This is a genomic window from Amycolatopsis jejuensis (assembly GCF_000717335.1).
Classification (GTDB): domain Bacteria; phylum Actinomycetota; class Actinomycetes; order Mycobacteriales; family Pseudonocardiaceae; genus Amycolatopsis; species Amycolatopsis jejuensis.
The window spans coordinates 26,259-44,573 of sequence record NZ_JNYZ01000012.1 but is presented as its reverse complement, the minus strand read 5'-3'; the positions used below and the strand labels follow the sequence as shown (position 1 = coordinate 44,573).

Below are 18,315 nucleotides of genomic sequence, written 5' to 3'. Positions count from 1 at the left end.
AAGTGGGACAAGCAGATGACGAAACGGTTCAGCAGCGACGAAGCATGTCTTGCAGGGCGCGCTTCTCCAGGTCGGTGATCGTCAGCGCGTAGTGGTGTTTCACCGTGACCCAGTCGGTGGCGTAGGTGCACCAGAACGACACGAGCGGCGGCTTCCACTCGTCCGGGGCCTTGTCGCCCTTCTGCCGGTTCACGCTGGCGGTCACGGCGAACAGCTGCGGGCGCGTGAGGTCGTTGGCGAACTGTTCGCGCTTGTCCTGCGCCCAGTCGCGCGCACCGCTTTCCCACGCCTGGCCGAGCGGGACGACGTGGTCGATGTCGAGGTCGCCGGGTTTGGTCCAGGTTTCGCCGTCGTACTTGCTGTACCAGGAGCCTGCCGTCGGATTGCAGTCGTTGCCCGCCTTGACGTCCTTGCCGTCCCGCTTGAGCACCGTCTCGCGTGTGTTGCAGTTGTGCCCCTGGCTGTCCCAGTGCGGGAACTTCTCGCGGGAGTAGCCGGTCATCGGCGTCCGTGGCGCGATTTTCAGCTCGGCCAGCTGCTGTCCGGCGTCGCCGACGTTCGCCGGGGCGGCTTCGGACGGTCCGTCGCCGACCTGGCGCTGGGCGTACCAGAACCCGGCGACGGCCAGTAGCAGCACGACCGCGAGTGCCGCGGTGCGCTTGATGGGAAACGTCCGGGCCATGGCGCGCGGGGTCCTCTCGGGCGGGGTGCGGGAAGCGGCAGTATGCCGGTCGATCGAGCCGTGATCGCGCAGACACTCTCAGCGGCGATCGCGGACGTGGCGGGGACCACGTTCGGGCATCTGTTGCCGGGCAACGAAAAAGCCCAGGGCAGCGGGGGAGGGTAACGCTGGGCGAGGGTGTCACGTACGCGCGGTTTCGAGCGATTATGCGAAAGGGGAACGGATGAGGAGCGAGGCCGGACATGCCCGGGCGGCTGCGGAAGTGGAACACGCGGGTCGACGACTACCTGCGCCGCAAAGCGGCGGAGGGCGGCAACGTCGTCGCCATGACGCGCGTTGCTGCTGACCTGCGCCAACGTGGCGAATCGGCCGAAGCCGAGGCGTGGTACCGGCGCGCCGCCGCGGGGGGCGACCGGATCGCGATGACCGCGCTGGGCCACCTGCTCACCGAACGGGGCGCCGACGGCGAGGCCGAACGCTGGTACCACGAAGCCGCGCTGGCCGGGGAACCGCACGGAATGCTCGGGTACGCCCGCGCGTGCGAACGCCACGGTCATGGCGACAACGCCGAACACTGGTACCTCGCCGCGTACCAGGCCGGGGTCAGCGAGGCTTGCGGGCCGCTCGGGCATCTGCTCGTGGAGGCCGGTCGATACTCCGACGCCGAGGGCTGGTGCCGTCACGCGGCCGAGGCAGGGGACGCGACGGCGATGGTCGACCTGGGGATCGCGCTGCGGGAAGCCGGGGTGCACGGCGAGGCGGCCCGGTGGTGGCGAGCCGCGTTGGAAGCGGGCGAACTCGCGGCGGCGTGCCTGCTGGGCCGTCAGGCGGAACGGCTCGGCCGAACGGAGGAAGCCGAGACGTGGTTCCGCCGGGGCGCGAAGGGCGGGCACGTGGAGGCGAAGGTGCGGCTGGGGCTGCTGTTGCATCGCCGGGGAGACGTCGAGGAGGCTGAGAGCTGCTACCTCGACGCGGCTGAGGCAGGCGACCCGGCGGCGATGACCAACCTGGGTGTGCTGGCCCGCAGCCGCGGCGACGACGGCGAGGCCGCGGCCTGGTACCGCAAGGCCGCCGAGCACGGCAGCGTCCCCGCGCTGACGAACCTCGGGCACCTCGCCGAAGCCCGCGACGACCTCGCCCGCGCCGAACACTACTTCCGCACCGCCGCCGAAACCGGCGACGTGCAGGGAATGCTCAGCCTCGCCCGGATGCTGCGCGCCCGCGGCGCCATGAACGAGGCCGACCACTGGCAGTTCCGCGCCGAGGATTCCGGCGACCGGACCTGAGTGTCCACAGTAGACTTCGGGGTGATCCCCGGGTCGGATCTCCGGGATCGGCCGGATGCCGGGGCGCCCGCGCGGGATTAGCGTCGACCTCGTGTCCCGACGCCTGCTCCTCGCGCTGCTCGCCGCCATCGCGGTGTTCCTGGTGCCGTGGACGGTGTACGTCGGGGTGACCTTGCCGGAGCGCTTCGACACCGGCCAGTGGCGGTTCGCGTGGGTGGGCTTCGACGTGGTACTGCTGCTGTGCTTCGCGGCTGCGGTGGTGCTCGGCATCCGCCGAAGCCGCGCCACGGTCCCCCTGCTGGCCGCGACGGCGACGCTGCTGTTCTGCGACGCGTGGTTCGACGCCGCCCTCGATTGGGGTGGGCCTGATCAGTGGGCGAGCCTGGGTACGGCGCTCGCTGCGGAGGTGCCGATCGCGGTGTTCCTGCTGCTACGCGCGCGAAGCCTCTTGTCGGGTGACGCGCGGCAGCGCTCACTGACCATGGGCGATATCGCCGTGCACACGAACCCGGCCTACCAGCGGTTGCTGGGCCGGATGCCCGCCACCACTGCAGAACTCCGCACGCAGGATCCCTCTGCCGACGACGCGTTGCGAAGCCTCGCGCATGCCGGTTACGCGCACCGCGCTCGCGATGGCCGTTGGCATTCGGTCCCGCAGCATCTGCGGGAAACTAATCCGGACCAGTTCCCCGCAGCCGATCGCAGCGCAGTAACCGCGTATCTCGACGCGAAGTACGACCGTGAGCTGCGGTTGTTCGCCTGGGCGGCGCAACGGCGGACAACGTTCGGCGAATGGGCGGCCGGGAGCCGCGCCGGGATGCATCTCACCGCCAAGGACCTGGCGGAGTTCGACGCCCAGTACCTCGAGCTCGTACACCGCTATGCGAGCCGGAACCCCGAGCCCACCAGCCAGACGCGGGAGCTCGCCCTGCGGTTCTACGCGTTCCCGGCGCCGGAAAAGTTGCCCTGACCGGGCAGAGCCGGTGGCCATCCGGGCCGTTCGCGGGGAGCGCGGTGCGCGCCGCCCTTAGCATCGCGGGCATGCCTCGCTGGGTCGAGTCGGTCGAGCGCCGGATTGCGGCTTCCACCGACGAACTTTACCTGCTCGTCGCCAATCCGGTGCGGCACAAGGACATCGACGGGTCCGGGGCACTCGTCGGGGTCACCGAGGTCAGCACCACCGGACGGCCGCTCGGCGTCGGCGACACCTTCAGTGTCGCCATGGACCTGCGCGGCAAGTACACGATGACGAGCACCGTGATCGAGGCCGTACCCGGGCGGCGGTTCGCCTGGCAGAGCAGGCCGCACCGCGATTCGGCGCGGTGGCGGTTCCTCTTCGGCGGGCGGATCTTGCGGTACGAGTTCGAGCCGGACGGCGACCACACGCTGGTCCGGGAAAGCTGGGACCTCAGCGAGGAACCCCTGCGTCTGCTGCTGTTCGGGTTCCGCCGCACGGCCCGCGGCAGCATGCGCCGTACCCTCGACCGCATGGCGGCGCTCACCGGCCCCCGTAGAGTGGGGGGATGAGCCGGGAGGTGGAAGAAGCCGAGCAGCGGATCACGAAGCGGCTGCGCGAGCTTCGTCTTGAGCGGGGTCTCACGCTGGAGAAGGTCGCGGCCGCCGCGGACATCACGCCCGGCTACCTGTCGCGCGTCGAAAGCGGGCAGCGCGTACCCAGCGTCGGCACGCTGGTGGTGCTCGCGCGCGTGCTGGACGTGAGCGTCGCCGACCTCGCCTCCGAGGGGGAACGTGGGTCGCCGATCGTCAAGCGCGACGAAGCGACCACGTACGGCACCCGCGGCGCCGAGCTGATGCACCTGTCGCCGCCGTCCACGAACGCGTTCATCGAGGCCACGCGCGTGACGTTGCGCGGGCGCGCCATCCCTCCCCGGCCGAGCCGGCACGGTGGGGAGGAATGGCTGCACGTGGTCAGCGGACGGCTCGAGCTCGTCCTCGGCGGCGAGGCGCACACGCTGGAAAAGGGCGATTCGGCGCAGTTCTCCGGCGGCACCGAACACACCCTGCGCGGCGCGCCGGACGCGGAGGTGATCGTCGTGATCGCATCCCCCCGGACTGGGCCGATTCAGTAACCCAGCGCCGCGGCGAAACAGTCGACCAGCACCCGGTAGTCGACCACCGGCACGTCCGTCGCCGCCCGGACCCGCCCTGCGACCGCCGCCATCTCACCGCACTCCAGCACCACCGCGCCCAGATCCGGGACATTGAGCATCGCGATGATCTGAGCCGCGACCGCGGCATGATCGAAATCCTCGGACCGGTCGAGCACCGCTCGCCGGAACGCGCCGTCGCCCTCCAGCCCGACGCGGATGACGTCGTCCGCTCGTTCGGGTGGCACCCCGGGAATGTCGTCGGCGGACGCGAGGCCGAGATGCGCGTACACCACCAGGATCCGCCGTCCGGGCGGCAGCATGGCCAGCAACATCGGGACTGCCAGCAGCGGTGAGGACACCACCGTCCGGCCGGTCGCGCGGGCGAGGTCGTGCTGCGCGCGGGACAGGTAGCCGATCGTGGTCACTGCCAGCCCTCCGCCGGGGGCCGCGGCGATCGCGCGGCAGGTGGCCGGCCCGAGCGAGCCGGACGGGCCGAGCTGGCCGCTCAGATCTGCGGCACCCGGCGGGTACGTCGTGGTACCCCCTGGATGGGTGGCCGGATCGGCAATCGAACCGGGGACGAACGGGCCGCCTTCCGGGGTGAGGACCAGGATCGTCACGAGTGCCCCCGGCGTTGGATCAGTACCGCGGCGGTGGCGCCGACCAGGACGGTCAGCAGCAGGTACCCGGTGAGCGACCACGCGGTGCCGGTCGCGCTGAGAAGACCGGCGGCAATGAACGGCGCGGGTCCGCCGCCGAGGATTCCGGCCAGGTTGAACGCCAGTGAGCTGCCGGAATACCGGACCGGCGCGGGAAACAGGCCGGTCAGAATCGTGGCCTCGTTGGCGAACATCAGCGCGTACGGGACGAGGCTCACCACGATCACGCCGATCGCCAGGACGTGGTTGCCCGAGCCGATCGCGGCGAAGTACCCGAGTGCCTCGACTGCCATCGCGGCCGCGCCGATGAGGTACACGCGAACCGGGCCGAGCCGGTCGCCGAGGTACCCCATCAGTGGCGTGATCAGCGCGGACACCAGCGCGGCGACCGAAACCGCGGCGAGCAGGGTCGTCTGGCTGAGGCCGCCGACCTGCTTGCCGTAGGTGTAGATGAACGACACGAAGATGAAGACCGGCGCCATTTCCCCGACCTTCAGGAACATCCCCAGCAGAATTTCCCGCCAGTACGACCGCATCGCCGTGAGCACCGGCGCGCGCTCGACCTTCCCCTGCGCGCGGACTTCGGCGAACTCGGTGGTTTCGCCGATCCCGTGCCGCATCCAAAGCCCGAGCACCACCAAGACCGCGCTGATCAGGAACGGAATCCGCCACGTCCACTCGATGAACGCCGCCGGACCGCCGATCGCCCCGGCCGCGAGCACCGACAGCGACGCCAGCGCCGTCCCCAGCATTGCCGACGCCTGCGGGAAACTGGTGAGGAACGCCTGTCTGCTGCGGCGGCCGGACTCACCCGCCATCAGGATCGCGCCACTCCATTCGCCGCCGACGCCGAAGCCCTGCACCACCCGCATCAGCACGAGCAAGAGCGGCGCGGCCGGGCCGATCGCGCTGTAGCCGGGGGTAAGGCCGATGCCGACGGTGCCGATCCCCATCAGCATCAGGGTCACCACCAGCGCCTTCTTGCGCCCGACCCGGTCGCCGAGATGCCCGAACAGCACCGCGCCGAGCGGGCGCGCCACGAACCCCACGAAGAAGGTCGAGAACGACAGCAAAGTGCCGGCGAGCGCGCTGGATTCGGGGAAGTAGGCCGCGGGCAGCACGATCGCCGCGACCACCCCGTAAAGCTGGAAGTCGTACCACTCGATGGTGCTGCCCGCGGTGCTCGCCGCGACGGCCCGGCGCACCTTCCCGCGGGGCGGGCCGAGCGTGCCGGTGTTCTGTGTGACGGACATCCCACACCTCCTTGGCCGACAAGGAGACACCACGATGTGCCTCCTAGGCAAGTACCAATGCGTCGACTTCCGGCATATTTCTTGGGGTGACCTGCTTGACGGGCAGATGTCACCGAGGCACGCTAGTTGCCACACAGGCACAGCACTCGCGGGCGAGGAGACGATGATGACCAAGGCGACCGTAGAAGAGGTTCCGGAACTCGACCTCGAAGCGCTGCCCGAGCGGCAGGAGTCCGCGACGGCCGAGCGGGCCTACCGCAAACGCCAGCTGGCCGTCGCCTTCCGGCTGTTTGCCCGCTACGGCTTCGACGAGGGCGTCGCCGGGCACATCACGGCCCGCGACCCGGAATTCCCGAACCGGTTCTGGGTGAACCCTTATGCCGTCCACTTTTCGCGGATCAAGGTCAGCGATCTGCTTTTGCTGGACGAAAACGGCAAGGTCGTGGAAGGTACCCGGCGCTCGAACAAGGCGGCGTTTTCGATTCACTCGACCATCCACGAAGCCCGCGAGGACGTAGTCGCTGTCGCGCACGCGCATTCGATTCACGGACGCGCGTGGTCAGCCTTGAGCCGTCCGCTGGACCCGATCATTCAGGAAGCCTGCGCTTTCCACAACGACCATGTGCTGTTCGACGAATACAAGGGCTTGGTGCTGGAGCGCGACGAAGGCGTCCGAATTGCCGCGCGGCTGGGGTCCAAACGCGCCGCAATTCTCCGGCACCACGGATTGCTCACGGTCGGCCGCACGGTCGGCGAGGCGGCATGGTGGTTCATCACCATGGATCGCGCGTGCCAAATGCAGTTGCTCGCCGAAGCCGCGGGTACGCCACGGCTGATGACCGAAGAGGAAGCGACGCTCGCCGCCCGTCAATTCGGCAACGCGAACATGGCCCGCAACAATTTCCAGCTGATGGAGGAATTGCTCATCGAGCAGGAGCCGGACGTGCTCGACTGACGCTCAGTCGCCGACCGCGTCCCGCCCGCGCTTGACGACCTGCGGGTCCGGCTCACCGACCACAGTGGAATCCTTGCCCTCATAGTCGAAGCGGGACAGGAAATACCGCATCGCGTTGATCCGGGCGCGTTTCTTGTCGTTGCTCTTGATCGTGGTCCACGGGGCGAGGTCGCGGTCGGTGCGCAGGAACATCGCTTCCTTGGCCGCGGTGTAGTCGTCCCATTTGTCGAGCGACTGCAGGTCCATCGGGGACAGTTTCCACTGCCGCACCGGATCGACCTGGCGGATGATGAACCGGGTCCGCTGTTCGGCCTTGGTGACCGAAAACCAGAACTTGGTGACCGTGATCCCGCTCTCCACCAGCATTTCCTCGAACAGCGGAACCTGGTGCATGAATTGCTCGTACTGTTCGGCCGAGCAGAACCGCATCACGTGCTCGACGCCCGCGCGGTTGTACCAGGACCGGTCGAACAGCACCATTTCCCCGGCGGTGGGCAAATGCTGTACGTATCGCTGGAAATACCATTGGTGCGCTTCGCGATCGCTGGGCTTGGCGAGCGCGACAATACGCGCGTGCCGCGGGTTGAGGTGTTCCATGAACCGCTTGATGGTGCCACCTTTGCCCGCGGCGTCACGGCCCTCGAAGAGCAGCACGTGCTTGCTGCCGGTCTCACTGATCCAGTTCTGCAGCTTCAGCAGCTCGACCTGCAGCAGGTACTTGGTTTCGTCGTACTCCTCACGCGACATCCGCTCGTCGTACGGATAGTTCTCCCGCCAGGTGTCGACCGCCTTGCCGAACGCGTCGATCAGCACCGGATCGTCATCGTGGTCCTCGCCGATCGAATGTCCGCCGATTTCGAGCCGGTCGATGTACTCCCGCACGTCCCGCAACATACGGCGAGACTAAGCAGCTCAGGTGAACATCGGATGTCCTTGCGGTGGCGTGAACATCCGCTCGAAGCAACGCGCCGCCGCGGCCAGTTCTTCGATCGACACCCATTCGTCCGCGGTGTGGGCCTGCCGCATCGATCCCGGGCCGAAAACCACGGACGGGATTCCCAGTTGGTTGCGCAGGAACCGGGCGTCGGTGCCGAGCGAGAGGCCGACCGGCTCGGTCTCGCCGCAGCAGTCGAGCGCGAAGTCCACAAAGGCGTGTCCCGGCGCGATTTCCGAGGCCTCGGCGAAGAAAAGCGGCTCGATCCGGTAGTCGATCCCCGCGGGAATCCGGGCTTCCAGCGCCGCAACGATGTCCGCTTGTGTCTGCCCGGGCAGCGTCCGCCGGTCGATGGTGAGCACGCACCGCGCGGCGACGACGTTGGCTGCCGACCCACCCTCGATCAGCGCGACATTGCACGTCGGGCTGCCGAGCAACGGGTGCGTGTCGCCGAAATCCGCCAGGTGCAGAGACTGGACGACTGCGGCGGCGTCCGCGATCGCCGACCGGGCACGACCTGGTTCGCCACCGTGCCCGGCGATGCCGGAGACCTCGATCCTGGCTTGGAAAGTGCCGCGTTCGGCCACCGCGACCCGCAGTTCCGTCGGTTCCGGCACGACACACGCGTCGGCCTCAATCCGGCCCGACTCCAGCAGAGCCTGGGTACCGAGCCGTCCGCCGGTCTCCTCGTCGGCGACCAGGTGGAATACGACGTCCGTACCGAGCGTGCCGGCGTCCAGGCAAGCGCGGAAACCTTCGATCGCCGCGGCAATCCCGCCCTTCATGTCGGCGGCGCCGCGGCCGATCAGCCGCCCGTCCCGCACGACCCCGGCGAACGGCGGTACCGACCAGTCCTCCTCGGCCACCGGCACGACGTCCAGATGCCCGTTGACCAGCAGGGTCGGCCGTTTGCCAGTGCCGTACCTCGCGAGCACGGACTCCCGGCCGGGCCCCGTGGTCACGACTTCGACCTCGCAACCCAGGCCGCTCAGCAGGTCGACCAGCAGCGGGACGACCGGAGCTTCGCGGCCCGGCGGGTTCTGGGTGTCGCAGCGCACGAGTTCCCGGGCAAGCGCAACGCACCTATTCATGACCGGACCCCCAGTGCGCGCAGGAATCCGCCGAGTTCCGGCGGGAGTTCGTCGAATACCGCCTTTGCTTCGTCCTCCCGTCCGGCGCGGAAGAGAATCACCCCACGCCAGACGTCGGCCTCGCGGTTGTCCCCGAGCAACTTCGCCGCCTCGAGCAATCCGGGCAACGCGGCTTCGGCCTCTGCGTGGGTGGGCTTGTCGTCGCCGATCACCAACGGCGGCGCGAACAGGACTCGCCCGATCTCGCCGAACGCCCGGTGCCGGGGCAGCAGCCGGCCGAGTTCCGCGACCGGGTCCGGATGATCGTCGACCCGGATGTCGCAGCGGACCTGCTGCCACGGCCGGTAGGTGCGTTCGCCGGAAACCACGTACAGCATGGCCGATTGGGACCCTCGTGCGTCGCCGCCTGCTTCTTCCCCGGCGACGAGCGCCGCGTAGAGCCGGTCGACGAGGCTGCCGCCGGTCCGCTGGTACGCGTCGAGCATGTCGGCCCATCCGTCGTTGGCCAGCATGTTCCCGAGCGCGACGACACCGTCTGCCGCTGCCGCACCAGCCGCGGGTACACAGCGATCTCCGGTGTGATGCGCGACTGTCCCCTTCGCGTCAATCACCGCCACCTGCCGAAACGGCGCGAGTGTGGTGGTTTCGAGCAACCGTCGAGCACGGCGGAGGCTGGTTCACCGTTCCGCAGGCGATTCAGCCCGAGGTACGGCAGATCCGTGTCGGCAAAGGCCTGGCTGGCCACCACACCGACCCCCGCCTCCGCTCGCGCAACGACAGCACCGACGGCAAAGAAATGCGACTGGCACGCAACACCCAGCTCGCCGGTTTCCGGATCACGGGCGACAATGGTGTACGTCACGTCGTCCTCCCCATTGCCCGCGCGACGGCCCGGATTGTTTCCTCGACCTGCGTTTCCGGTGCCGTGGCAAGGACAATCGCGTCTGCCCCGGCCGCACCGAGCTCGGCAATGCGTTCTGCGCAATACTCCGCCGGCCCGGCAATGGTGAGCCGATCGATGAGGTCGTGCGGAATACGCGCGGTACCCTCTTCCAGCCCAAGCTCAGCGAGCCCTTCAGCTTGGTCCGCAATACCTTGTACCTGCGTGATCGCATTACGCGGCCCGGTGAGCAAATACAACCCGACCAATTCCCGCAACGATTCCCGCGCTGCTTCGGCATCGTCGTCGACCGCGCAAAACGCATACCCGACAAGCCGATGTGGCCGACCGCCAACCCCGATCTGTTCACTGGCCCACCGGACGTAATCGGCGTCGGTGAGCACGGACAGCACACTTCCATCCGCCTCGGCACCCGACATCGCCAAGGCCTTCGGCCCACTCGCGCCGACATACAACGGTGGCGGCTCGACCGGCGGACAATGGAGTGCGATCTCCTGCGCGGCAAAGGTTTCGTGCTCCACCGTGACCGTCTTACCCGCGTGCAGATCCCGGACAGCCCGCAGCGTGTTCCGTACCGAACTCAGCAATGCCTTGGGCCGCAACGCCATTCCGTCCAGCCATTCCGGCACCCCGGCGCCGATTCCGCCGTATACGCGCCCCGGGTAAATTCCGGCGAGCGTCGCCAATTCCATGGCGAGCAACGCCGGATGACGCGTGACCGCCGGGACAATCCCGATTCCGACCGGCAACGACGTCGAAGCGAGCAGCGCGCCCGCCGCGGCAATTCCACCCGCGAAGAAGTAATCCTCACCCAGCCACAATTCGTCGACCCCAGCTCGTTCCGCCGCCTTCGCGGTGGCGACGATCTGCGCCGGATCTTCCGTGCTGCCGAGTAGAAATCCCAGCTCAGGCATCGCGCACCGGCTCGATCTGCCACGGCACCCAGCCGAGGCCGCGCTGGTCGGTGGTGTCCCCGAACCCGGGTCGCGGCTCGTCGTCCGGCGCCGGTGCGCTGATGTGCGTGTGCCACATCCGCCATTCCGGCGTGCCGTCGCCGCGGTCGCGGTGATAGATCTCGGTGGCCCGGAAGCGATGTCCCGGAACGCCGTCGACTGTCCACTCGCCACCGTCGTACATGTACGTCCCGATGCTGCCCTCGGCGGCGAGCCACGCGGTGTCGCCGCGAACTTCGAGCCGCAGCACCTTCACGACCAAGCCGCCGTCCTGCCCGGTCTTGTCCCGATACCATTCCCACAGCGCCGTTTTCTCGGCGAGGTTGTAGTAGGTGTGGCCGTTGAAGTTGAACATCAGGTACTCGTCACCGGGATCCGGGAACACCGCGGCCATCCGCGGAATGTCCCAGTTCTCGTTCGACTCCCACCATTCCCGGTGCAGGCGCAGGATTTCGTCGACGTCCGCAGCGGGCGCGGTACGGGCAGCACTCATGGCCGTCCTCCTCTTGAGTCCGAAATAGACAGTCCAATGTGCTCAGTGAGCACGGCGGGGGCTTCATACATGGGCAGATGGCCGACCCCGGGCAGCTCGACCAGCCGCGCGCCGGTCAGCCGCGCCACGATGCGCGATTCCTCGATCCCGGTGTCGTGCTCGCCGACCACCACCCGCAGCGGCGCTCGTACCGCGTCCAGCACCGGCCGGACGTCAGTGTCCAGCGCCGCCTGCCAGATTGCGGCAGTGGTCGCCGCGTCGTTCCGGCTGAGGTCCGCGGTCACCTGGGCCACCAACGCCGCCGACACGCCGGGCGCCAAAGCCTCCCCAACGGCGTGTTGCTGCAAGGCTTCGAAGGGCCCGAGCGTGGCGATGGCGTCCAGCAGTTCCGGTCCGGTACCCGGCAGAAAGCCGCCGCCGACCGTCGTCACCGAACGCACGACCTCCGCACGGCGCGCAGCGACCTCGATCGCCACCGCCGCACCGACCGACCCGCCGACCAGGTGCACCGGCCCGGAATGCAGCTGATCGAGCACCGCCAGGCAATCCTCCGCCCACTGCGCCACCCCCAGGTCAGCCGACCGCGCCGAACCGCCGTGCGCCCGCAGATCCACCGCGAGCCAGCGGGTATCGATTCGCTGCGCGACCGCCGACCACGACGCGGCAGACAGGTTGGCGGGATGGATGAACAGCACCATCTCGCCATCGGCCGCACCGGAGACGTCGACCGAAAGGGAACCGGCCGGGCCGGTGATCGAGACCATGCCTCGAACTTACAATGAACTTGTAAGTATTACAACCACCGCCCGGGCGGATACCCGTAGACTCCGGCACATGGCAGAACCGGGTTACCTGACCATCGGCGAGGTCGCCGAGGCCGCGGGCGTGAGCACGCAGACGCTGCGCGTGTGGGAGGCCAAGGAGCTGCTCATCCCCGAGCGCAGCGACGGCGGGCACCGCCGCTACACCCAGGACCACCTCGACCGGGCACTCACGATCGTGCGGTTGCGCCAGCAGCACGGCTGGAACCCGGCGGCCATTCGCACCGCACTCGGCCGCACGGCCGCCACCACGCCACCGCAGTGGCACGGCCCGACGCTGCGCGCGGTGCGCAAGGACCGCGGGATGTCCATCAAGGAAGCCGCGCAGCGAATCGGGGTGTCGTCGTCGTTCCTGTCGTCGGTCGAGCGCGGCGAAGCAGCGGTCACCACACAGTTCGCCGCGCGGGTCGCGGACGCGTACCTGCTCCCGATGACCGCCCTCGCCGACCACCACGCGAAGGATTCGCACATCGTGCGCAACGACGAGCGGGCGCGTGGCGAGTTCGCCGGCGGTGTGCTGTGGGAGGAATTGGTGTTGCCCGGACACGCTTTCGAAGCCGCGCTGCTCACCGTCCCGCCCGGCGAAAACTCCGGCGGCTCTTACGCCCGGCCCGGCGAAACGCTGGTCCTGGTCACCGAAGGCGAGCTGACCGTGTCCCGCGGCGACGAGGACCTGGTTGTCGGCACCGGGGACGCGCTCAGCATGCCGGGCGGGAGCGAATTTGCCTGGGAGAACCGAGGTACAGCGGCAATGAAGGCGGTGTGGATCGAGCAACTGCCTGCCGGTGCATGGGACGAGCAGGAAGTGTCGAGCACCGTCACGATGCTGGCGCGGCGCCGTCACTGACGAGCTCACCGGGTTCCAGCAACGCTTCGCTGCGGGCGATCGCGGCCTGTTCGAGGGTGAGGTCGTGGCCGCGCGCCATCAGGAAGTACGCGAGACCGCCCACCAGCAACCCGACTGCGAACGCGATGTCCGCGCCGCCGAGCGCTTCCGCGACCGGGCCGACGTAGAACGGCGTCACCATGAACGGCACCATCGCGGCCATCCCGAGCAGGTACGCGCCGAGACCGCGCCAGCCCCACCGGCCGTAAATCCCGTCCTGGGCAAGGATTTCCGCGATCGCGTAGTGGCCCCGCCGGACCACGTAGTAATCGACCAGGTTGACCGCGGTCCACGGCACGAGCGCGTACAGCAGCAAGGTGATGAAACCGCTGAAGCTGCCCACGAAGTCGGCCGGCATCACCGTCGCGATCGCGACCGAGGCCCCGGCGCACAGCGCGATCCCGAGCACGCGCCAGCCGCGGGTCGGCCGGATCTTGCGGAATCCCTCCACAATGGACAATGCGGACAGCATGGCGCCGTAGGAGTTCACGCCCATGATCGCAATGCACGACGGCACGATCGTGGCCACCACGGCGAAAGTGCCGAAGCCACCGAACCACGAGTCGCCGACCTGCCGCAGGCTGCCGACCGCGTCCGGGTTGGGCAGCGAGCTGGCAATGAGCGAACCGAGCACCATCAGCCAGATCGAGCCGAGCACGGCACCGAGGTAGGTCCACCCGATCACCTGGCGGGCAGGCGTTTTCGCGGGCAGGTAACGGGAATAGTCGGAAACGTACACCGCGTACCCGATCTGGTACCCGGCCGCGACGCCGAACTGCGCGAGGAACCCGGTGACGGAGAACGAGCTGCCGCCGGACGGTTCCAGCGTCACCACGGCAATGATCGTGATGATCCCGAAAATCGGTACGACCAGGAAGGTGAGCCAGCGAAGGAGCAGGTGCAACAGGTCGTACCCGACAATCGCGACGCCGGCCGCGGCGACGATGACCACCGGGTACCAGAGCCACGGCCCGCCGGGCAGCACGGTCTGGATGGCTTCCGTCGCCAGGATCACGCCGAACACGGTGAGCCCGATGTACATCCCCATCACGAGCAGTAGCGGCAGAATCACGCCACGGGACCCGAACTGCGCACGCGACTGGATCATCTGGGGCAGGCCCATGGTGGGGCCCTGGTTGGCATGGAAGGCCATGAAGAACGTGCCGAACAGGACACCGAGCACGACGCTGAGCGCGGACCAGCCGAAGCTGAGCCCGCTCAGCGGCCCGACGAACCCGGTGACCGCCGTGGTGATGACGAACTCGCCGGTGAACCAGAACGGCGCCTGATGCCAAGCCTTGCCATGGCGCTCCCCCCGCGGCACGTAGTCGATCGAGTGCAACTCGATCCCCCCGCGTGGGGCAGGTGATGCTGAGGTCATGGCCACTCTCCGGCTGCTCGAAGGGAGAGCCAGAGATTACAGTTCTGATGTAAGTTTTGCCAAGGGGTAGTTCTCGCTACTCCGCGGGGACCAGGTACAGCTGCGTGGTCTCGTAGAGCGGCGCCGAGATCACCCACCGGCCGAGGTAGCCCGGCGGCGGCGGTCCGCTCTTGCGGATCAGGGCGAGTTCCGGTTTCCGCGGCTGCAACCCGTAGTCGAAGAAGGCGAAGTTCACGCGCAGCAGACCCCGTGACAGGTGTCCGGTGTGGGCTTCCAGGTCGGCGATCGCTTGTGGCATCCGGCCGCGGTCGGAGAAGACGTCGATGATCGTGCAGTCGCAGTTGTAGGCGAGCACCCCGATCTCACCGGCGCTGGCGACCGTCCTCCCGTCCGCCAGCCTGCCGACCTCCCGGCCGATCTCGGCGTACTGCGCGCTCGTCGTGTAGTTCGTGGTCAGCGGAGCGAATGCGCGAGGCAGCCCGGCTCCGGCGTACGCGATCACGCTGGCGCCGACCAAGGCCACGATGACGACGGCACCCGCAATCCGCTGAACACGATGGGCGAAGCCGGCGACGACGGCGCACCCGAACACCGTCGCGGCGATGATGCCGGGGCCGTAGTACCAGTGATACGGCGGTACTTTCAGCTGTACGTACGCCAGGGTGTACGCCGCTCCGGCAATCGCGAGCACCGCGAACGGCAGCAGCCGACGGCTGGTTTCGTTGCCGCGCAAGGCAAGTACCACCCACCACAGCCCGGCCAGCACTGCCAAACCCAGCGGCAAGAACGAAAGCACCGTCTGCAGCGGCATTCCTCCCCAGTACATCCGGTACCCGTTGCCGAATTGCCACTCGCCCCAGAATCGCAGTGCGCCTTGCAGAGTTTTGATGATGACGGTGTCCGGGACCGCTGCCCCCAGCACGATCCAGCTGAACCCGAACCACGGCAGCGCGACCAGCGCGGCACCTTGGAAGCTACGCCGCGCGTCGAGCCAGAAGTGTTTGCGGGCAAGGAAAATGATCGCGACGAAAATCAGCAGGTCGACCCGGATCAGCGCAACCGCACCGGCGACCAGGCCGAACGCGAACGGCCGCCGTTCGATCGAGAAGACGAGCAGCCAGGCGAGTGCCGTCGCACCGAGTTCGACCTCCAGCCCGATCGAGGACACCAGAAGCGGGTTCACCGTCAGCGCCGCGATGGTCAGCATCGGGAACCAGCCGGGTAATCCGGTGGACCTGCCTGCTCTGCGCAATGCCAGCACGAGCAGCATCTGGCATCCGACATAGAGGACCCCCGCGGCGGAAACCGCGTCACGCAGAATGAAGGTCAACGCGGCCAGGGAAAGGACATTGAGCGGTGACGTCGCGGTATTCGAAACACTGTCGGACAGCAATCCCCAGGTGCCGTGAAAAGCCAGATTTCGCGCGTAACTCAAGGTGATGTAGGTGTCATCGATCAGGTGCCCGTGCACCAGGAAAAAGAACAGCGTCGACAACACGGCCGTCGTGACCGGCAGCAGATACCGTGGTCGCCCCGCCGGACCAGGCTGTTCCCGGGTGATTTCGGGCGCACTCAGCCCCAGTGACATTTCGAATTCCTTTACTCGGCTAAGCGGCGTACGCGGTCAGCACTTGCCCGTCGTACAGTTTCACTTGGATCCGGAGCTGGGAAACCCGCGGAAACCCATCCGGAACGTCGACCGCATAGAACCCGTCCATCAGCACAGCCGGGATCAGGGAATTGTCCGGCGCGATCAAGGCGACCGATTCCACGTCGTTGCCGGCCATTCCCGTCACGAGGCCGTCGTTGGAGAAGAGGGAGTGCACGGGGTAGTGCTCGACGGAGCGGAAGCTGGTCAGGAGGTTCTCTCCGGCAAGCTGGACTGAGGTGGTCCCGGCAAGCACGGCCGGATTGCCTGGCTCGAGAAGGCACCTCGCAGTCGCGATTTCGGTGCGTATGAACAGGTACGAGGAATGATTGGCATTCGCCTTGATCTTGAGCGACGGCCGCCAGCCCTTCGGGTCGGGCGGGGTGATGCCAAGACCGCGCGCACTGTCGAGGCATTCCCTGAGCCGCTGCCAGTCCGCGGCATCCGGCGCAGTGCCGACCGGCACGTGCGTCATTTCCGGAGCCACCTGCCGCACCGGCGCGAACACGAGCACCGCGCCCAACGCAAAAGCCCCGACAGCCGCGGCAACCGCCAACGGCCGCCCCACCTTCCGCCGCGGCCTGCGCAGCTCCGGCGCGAGCCGGTTCCACATGGATTCCTTGAGGAGGTCCGGCATCGGCCGGTCCGGGGGCAGGTTCAGGTCGTCGGACATCAGAACTCCTCCCCGGTCAGTACGTCGGTGTCCTGCAGGAACGTGCGCAACCGGCTGCGCGCGCGGGAGATCCGCGCCCGCACACTCGGCTCGGCGATCCCGAGCACCGCCGCAGCATCGGCCGTCGAAAGCGAGCCCAGCAGGCAAAGCTCGACCGCCCTCCGCTCGGCCCGAGGCAGCTTCGCGACGGCCCCCAGCACGGTCCGCAACCGCCGGTCCGCATCGACCCGCCCAGCCACGTCCTCAGCATGATCCCGCACGACGGCCGCCCGCGGCAGCCTCGTCAACGCCGCCGCAAACCGCCCGAGCCGCCGCTGCTCGCGACGAGCCAAGTTGGCGGTGACGGTGTACAGCCACGGCCGCGCGCTGTCGTTCACCAACGTCACCTCGCGGAGCCGTCGCCACGCCGTGAGAAAGGTCAACGAGGTCAGGTCCTCGGCGGTAGCCCAGGACCCGGTCAGCCGGTAGGCGTAGTTCCACACGGCGGCAGCGTGCCGGTCGAAGAGCACCCCGAACGCCTGGACGTCCCCGGTGGCCGCCTGCTCCCACAGGCCCTGATCGCCGTCGGGGGAACCCGGGACGTCAGCCGGCATCCCCCACCCCCAGCCTTGATCCGCAACTGTTGTCACAACCACTTGTCCCCGGTCGTGGTGACAGCGTTGCATTCGGGGCGAAATCCGCAAACGGAGTGGGCTGGGTCACCTGTTCCTCCGGTCGGGAGAAGGCGGTTCGGTCAGGTCGGCGGCAGCCAGATCGCGGCGAGTGGCTCGGTCACGGGGGTGAAGCCCGTGGCCGACATCGCCAACGCCGTCGGCTGCCGGACGCTGTGGCGCGGCCATTCCCCGTGCGGAGGCCGAGGTCGTCCGGTGGTCGCGAAGGCCGCCCACGCCGCCCGCACCCGCTCGGCGTCGACCTCGCCCGCCAGGTGCGGCCCGCCGCGGTTTCCCCGGGGTCGAACAGGTGGGGAAGCTCGGCGCCGAGCGGCCGCCCGTCGCGGACGGTGGGCTGGTCGAAGCGGTAGCAGAAGACCTCTGCGCGGACGACGGCGAACGCGGGGTAGCGCAGCGCGGCGTCACCGACGATGGGCGGTGGCGAGCCGCTCGTCCGGGGCATCCGGGCAGACCCGGCGATAGGTCACCTCGATGACGGGGCCGCGCGAGCCGAACCCTTCGAGGATCCCGCCGAGCAGCCTGGTGGCAACAGCGGTCCCGAGGTGCAGGACGGCCTCGTCGCGGGTGTTGCCCACGAGTAGCGGGATGCCCGCGGCGTGCCACGGCCGAGCGCGGCGCCCTGACCGAACTGGTCGCGCGGACAACTCGTCACGCGCCCTCCCTGCTGGGCATCTTCGTGGGCGACGTCGCCGGTGATCCCCGAGCATCTCGCGGTGGCCGTCGGACCGGTTGCCGAACTAGCCGACCTGCCGACGTCGTTCCGGCGCGCGAGCCAGGTCCTCGGCGTGGGCCTTGCCTTCGGGAGGTCGGGTTTGCTCACCGCGGAAAGGCTGTCGCTGCAACTGGCCGTGGCCTCGGCGGACGACGGCGGCGCGGTGCCGGTGGACCGCTGTCTCACACCCACGACATCCGACACG

Annotated in this window: 19 protein-coding genes and 1 pseudogene; 6 read left to right on the top strand and 14 right to left on the bottom strand. The window is 68.4% G+C overall.

The window, feature by feature from the left end; translation table 11 throughout:
• Positions 1 to 28 precede the first annotated feature (28 nt).
• Entirely contained in the window at positions 29 to 682 is a 654-nt protein-coding gene (locus OO71_RS17620; protein WP_033290907.1) for an HNH endonuclease family protein, read from the bottom strand.
• A gap of 242 nt (positions 683 to 924) precedes the next feature.
• On the opposite strand from OO71_RS17620, the gene OO71_RS17615 reads away from it, so the two are divergent.
• The 4 genes from OO71_RS17615 to OO71_RS17600 all read left to right on the top strand — a co-directional run bounded on the left by OO71_RS17615 (position 925) and on the right by OO71_RS17600 (position 4,058).
• Positions 925 to 1,968, top strand: a complete 1,044-nt coding sequence (locus OO71_RS17615; RefSeq protein ID WP_033290906.1) for an SEL1-like repeat protein — start codon at positions 925 to 927, stop codon at positions 1,966 to 1,968.
• 91 nt (positions 1,969 to 2,059) lie between these two features.
• On the top strand, positions 2,060 to 2,938 hold the full coding sequence (locus OO71_RS17610; protein WP_245633699.1) for a hypothetical protein: 879 nt from the start codon (positions 2,060 to 2,062) through the stop codon (positions 2,936 to 2,938).
• Positions 2,939 to 3,009: 71 nt separating this feature from the next.
• Positions 3,010 to 3,495 carry an SRPBCC family protein gene (locus OO71_RS47495; RefSeq protein WP_051791667.1) on the top strand — a complete coding sequence of 162 codons (486 nt, stop codon included), beginning with the start codon at positions 3,010 to 3,012 and terminating at the stop codon, positions 3,493 to 3,495.
• Positions 3,492 to 4,058 carry a helix-turn-helix domain-containing protein gene (locus OO71_RS17600; RefSeq protein WP_063740082.1) on the top strand — a complete coding sequence of 189 codons (567 nt, stop codon included), beginning with the start codon at positions 3,492 to 3,494 and terminating at the stop codon, positions 4,056 to 4,058. Before OO71_RS47495 ends, OO71_RS17600 begins: the two co-directional genes overlap by 4 nt.
• Here the strand turns inward: OO71_RS17600 and OO71_RS17595 are convergent.
• Both OO71_RS17595 and OO71_RS17590 read right to left on the bottom strand, forming a co-directional pair.
• Entirely contained in the window at positions 4,052 to 4,699 is a 648-nt protein-coding gene (locus tag OO71_RS17595; RefSeq protein ID WP_033290905.1) for an aspartate/glutamate racemase family protein, read from the bottom strand. The genes OO71_RS17600 and OO71_RS17595 overlap by 7 nt on opposite strands.
• Positions 4,696 to 5,991 (bottom strand): MFS transporter, encoded by a 1,296-nt coding sequence (locus OO71_RS17590; RefSeq protein ID WP_051791665.1) that lies wholly within the window; start codon positions 5,989 to 5,991, stop codon positions 4,696 to 4,698. Before OO71_RS17590 ends, OO71_RS17595 begins: the two co-directional genes overlap by 4 nt.
• Before the next feature lie 166 nt (positions 5,992 to 6,157).
• Between OO71_RS17590 and OO71_RS17585 the strand changes: the two genes are divergently transcribed.
• Positions 6,158 to 6,946, top strand: coding sequence for a class II aldolase/adducin family protein (locus tag OO71_RS17585; RefSeq protein WP_033290904.1), 789 nt, complete (start codon positions 6,158 to 6,160; stop codon positions 6,944 to 6,946).
• 3 nt (positions 6,947 to 6,949) lie between these two features.
• Here the strand turns inward: OO71_RS17585 and ppk2 are convergent, their stop codons facing one another.
• From ppk2 to OO71_RS17555, 6 genes and pseudogenes are all read right to left on the bottom strand, one after another.
• Complete coding sequence (gene ppk2, locus OO71_RS17580) at positions 6,950 to 7,840, bottom strand: polyphosphate kinase 2 (RefSeq protein WP_033290903.1); 891 nt, start codon at positions 7,838 to 7,840, stop codon at positions 6,950 to 6,952.
• Positions 7,841 to 7,858: 18 nt separating this feature from the next.
• Complete coding sequence (locus OO71_RS17575; RefSeq protein WP_033290902.1) at positions 7,859 to 8,971, bottom strand: M20 family metallopeptidase; 1,113 nt, start codon at positions 8,969 to 8,971, stop codon at positions 7,859 to 7,861.
• Positions 8,968 to 9,833: pseudogene (locus OO71_RS46475) on the bottom strand (DUF1028 domain-containing protein). The gene OO71_RS17575 and the pseudogene OO71_RS46475 overlap by 4 nt, the downstream one beginning before the upstream one ends.
• Positions 9,830 to 10,786, bottom strand: a complete 957-nt coding sequence (locus OO71_RS17565) for an LLM class flavin-dependent oxidoreductase (RefSeq protein WP_033290901.1) — start codon at positions 10,784 to 10,786, stop codon at positions 9,830 to 9,832. Before OO71_RS17565 ends, OO71_RS46475 begins: the two are co-directional and overlap by 4 nt.
• A complete protein-coding gene (locus OO71_RS17560) occupies positions 10,779 to 11,318 on the bottom strand; it encodes a YybH family protein (RefSeq protein WP_033290900.1) in 540 nt (179 codons plus the stop codon). Before OO71_RS17560 ends, OO71_RS17565 begins: the two co-directional genes overlap by 8 nt.
• The gene (locus OO71_RS17555) at positions 11,315 to 12,082 is read right to left on the bottom strand and encodes an alpha/beta fold hydrolase (RefSeq protein WP_033290899.1); all 768 of its coding nucleotides are present in this window, start codon (positions 12,080 to 12,082) and stop codon (positions 11,315 to 11,317) included. The genes OO71_RS17560 and OO71_RS17555 overlap by 4 nt, the downstream gene beginning before the upstream one ends.
• 70 nt (positions 12,083 to 12,152) lie before the next feature.
• Between OO71_RS17555 and OO71_RS17550 the strand changes: the two genes are divergently transcribed.
• The gene (locus tag OO71_RS17550; protein WP_033290898.1) at positions 12,153 to 12,986 is read left to right on the top strand and encodes a MerR family transcriptional regulator; all 834 of its coding nucleotides are present in this window, start codon (positions 12,153 to 12,155) and stop codon (positions 12,984 to 12,986) included.
• Here the strand turns inward: OO71_RS17550 and OO71_RS17545 are convergent.
• From OO71_RS17545 to OO71_RS50145, 5 genes are all read right to left on the bottom strand, one after another.
• On the bottom strand, positions 12,958 to 14,406 hold the full coding sequence (locus tag OO71_RS17545; RefSeq protein ID WP_033290897.1) for a purine-cytosine permease family protein: 1,449 nt from the start codon (positions 14,404 to 14,406) through the stop codon (positions 12,958 to 12,960). The genes OO71_RS17550 and OO71_RS17545 overlap by 29 nt on opposite strands.
• A 76-nt stretch (positions 14,407 to 14,482) precedes the next feature.
• The gene (locus OO71_RS17540) at positions 14,483 to 15,994 is read right to left on the bottom strand and encodes a hypothetical protein (RefSeq protein WP_033290896.1); all 1,512 of its coding nucleotides are present in this window, start codon (positions 15,992 to 15,994) and stop codon (positions 14,483 to 14,485) included.
• Between the two features lie 19 nt (positions 15,995 to 16,013).
• On the bottom strand, positions 16,014 to 16,727 hold the full coding sequence (locus OO71_RS17535) for a hypothetical protein (RefSeq protein ID WP_033290895.1): 714 nt from the start codon (positions 16,725 to 16,727) through the stop codon (positions 16,014 to 16,016).
• Complete coding sequence (locus tag OO71_RS17530) at positions 16,727 to 17,320, bottom strand: RNA polymerase sigma factor (RefSeq protein WP_033290894.1); 594 nt, start codon at positions 17,318 to 17,320, stop codon at positions 16,727 to 16,729. The genes OO71_RS17535 and OO71_RS17530 overlap by 1 nt, the downstream gene beginning before the upstream one ends.
• Positions 17,321 to 17,799: 479 nt before the next feature.
• Positions 17,800 to 17,973, bottom strand: a complete 174-nt coding sequence (locus OO71_RS50145) for a hypothetical protein (protein WP_156096357.1) — start codon at positions 17,971 to 17,973, stop codon at positions 17,800 to 17,802.
• Between the last annotated feature and the right edge of the window lie 342 nt (positions 17,974 to 18,315).

Coding starts and splice junctions, on each gene's coding strand:
- OO71_RS17620 (WP_033290907.1), bottom strand. CDS start 682: ATGGCCCGGACGTTTCCCATCAAGCGCACCGCGGCACTCGCGGTCGTG.
- OO71_RS17615 (WP_033290906.1), top strand. CDS start 925: ATGCCCGGGCGGCTGCGGAAGTGGAACACGCGGGTCGACGACTACCTG.
- OO71_RS47495 (WP_051791667.1), top strand. CDS start 3,010: ATGCCTCGCTGGGTCGAGTCGGTCGAGCGCCGGATTGCGGCTTCCACC.
- OO71_RS17600 (WP_063740082.1), top strand. CDS start 3,492: ATGAGCCGGGAGGTGGAAGAAGCCGAGCAGCGGATCACGAAGCGGCTG.
- OO71_RS17590 (WP_051791665.1), bottom strand. CDS start 5,991: ATGTCCGTCACACAGAACACCGGCACGCTCGGCCCGCCCCGCGGGAAG.
- OO71_RS17585 (WP_033290904.1), top strand. CDS start 6,158: ATGACCAAGGCGACCGTAGAAGAGGTTCCGGAACTCGACCTCGAAGCG.
- ppk2 (WP_033290903.1), bottom strand. CDS start 7,840: ATGTTGCGGGACGTGCGGGAGTACATCGACCGGCTCGAAATCGGCGGA.
- OO71_RS17575 (WP_033290902.1), bottom strand. CDS start 8,971: ATGAATAGGTGCGTTGCGCTTGCCCGGGAACTCGTGCGCTGCGACACC.
- OO71_RS17565 (WP_033290901.1), bottom strand. CDS start 10,786: ATGCCTGAGCTGGGATTTCTACTCGGCAGCACGGAAGATCCGGCGCAG.
- OO71_RS17560 (WP_033290900.1), bottom strand. CDS start 11,318: ATGAGTGCTGCCCGTACCGCGCCCGCTGCGGACGTCGACGAAATCCTG.
- OO71_RS17555 (WP_033290899.1), bottom strand. CDS start 12,082: ATGGTCTCGATCACCGGCCCGGCCGGTTCCCTTTCGGTCGACGTCTCC.
- OO71_RS17550 (WP_033290898.1), top strand. CDS start 12,153: ATGGCAGAACCGGGTTACCTGACCATCGGCGAGGTCGCCGAGGCCGCG.
- OO71_RS17545 (WP_033290897.1), bottom strand. CDS start 14,406: ATGACCTCAGCATCACCTGCCCCACGCGGGGGGATCGAGTTGCACTCG.
- OO71_RS17540 (WP_033290896.1), bottom strand. CDS start 15,994: ATGTCACTGGGGCTGAGTGCGCCCGAAATCACCCGGGAACAGCCTGGT.
- OO71_RS17535 (WP_033290895.1), bottom strand. CDS start 16,727: ATGTCCGACGACCTGAACCTGCCCCCGGACCGGCCGATGCCGGACCTC.
- OO71_RS17530 (WP_033290894.1), bottom strand. CDS start 17,320: ATGCCGGCTGACGTCCCGGGTTCCCCCGACGGCGATCAGGGCCTGTGG.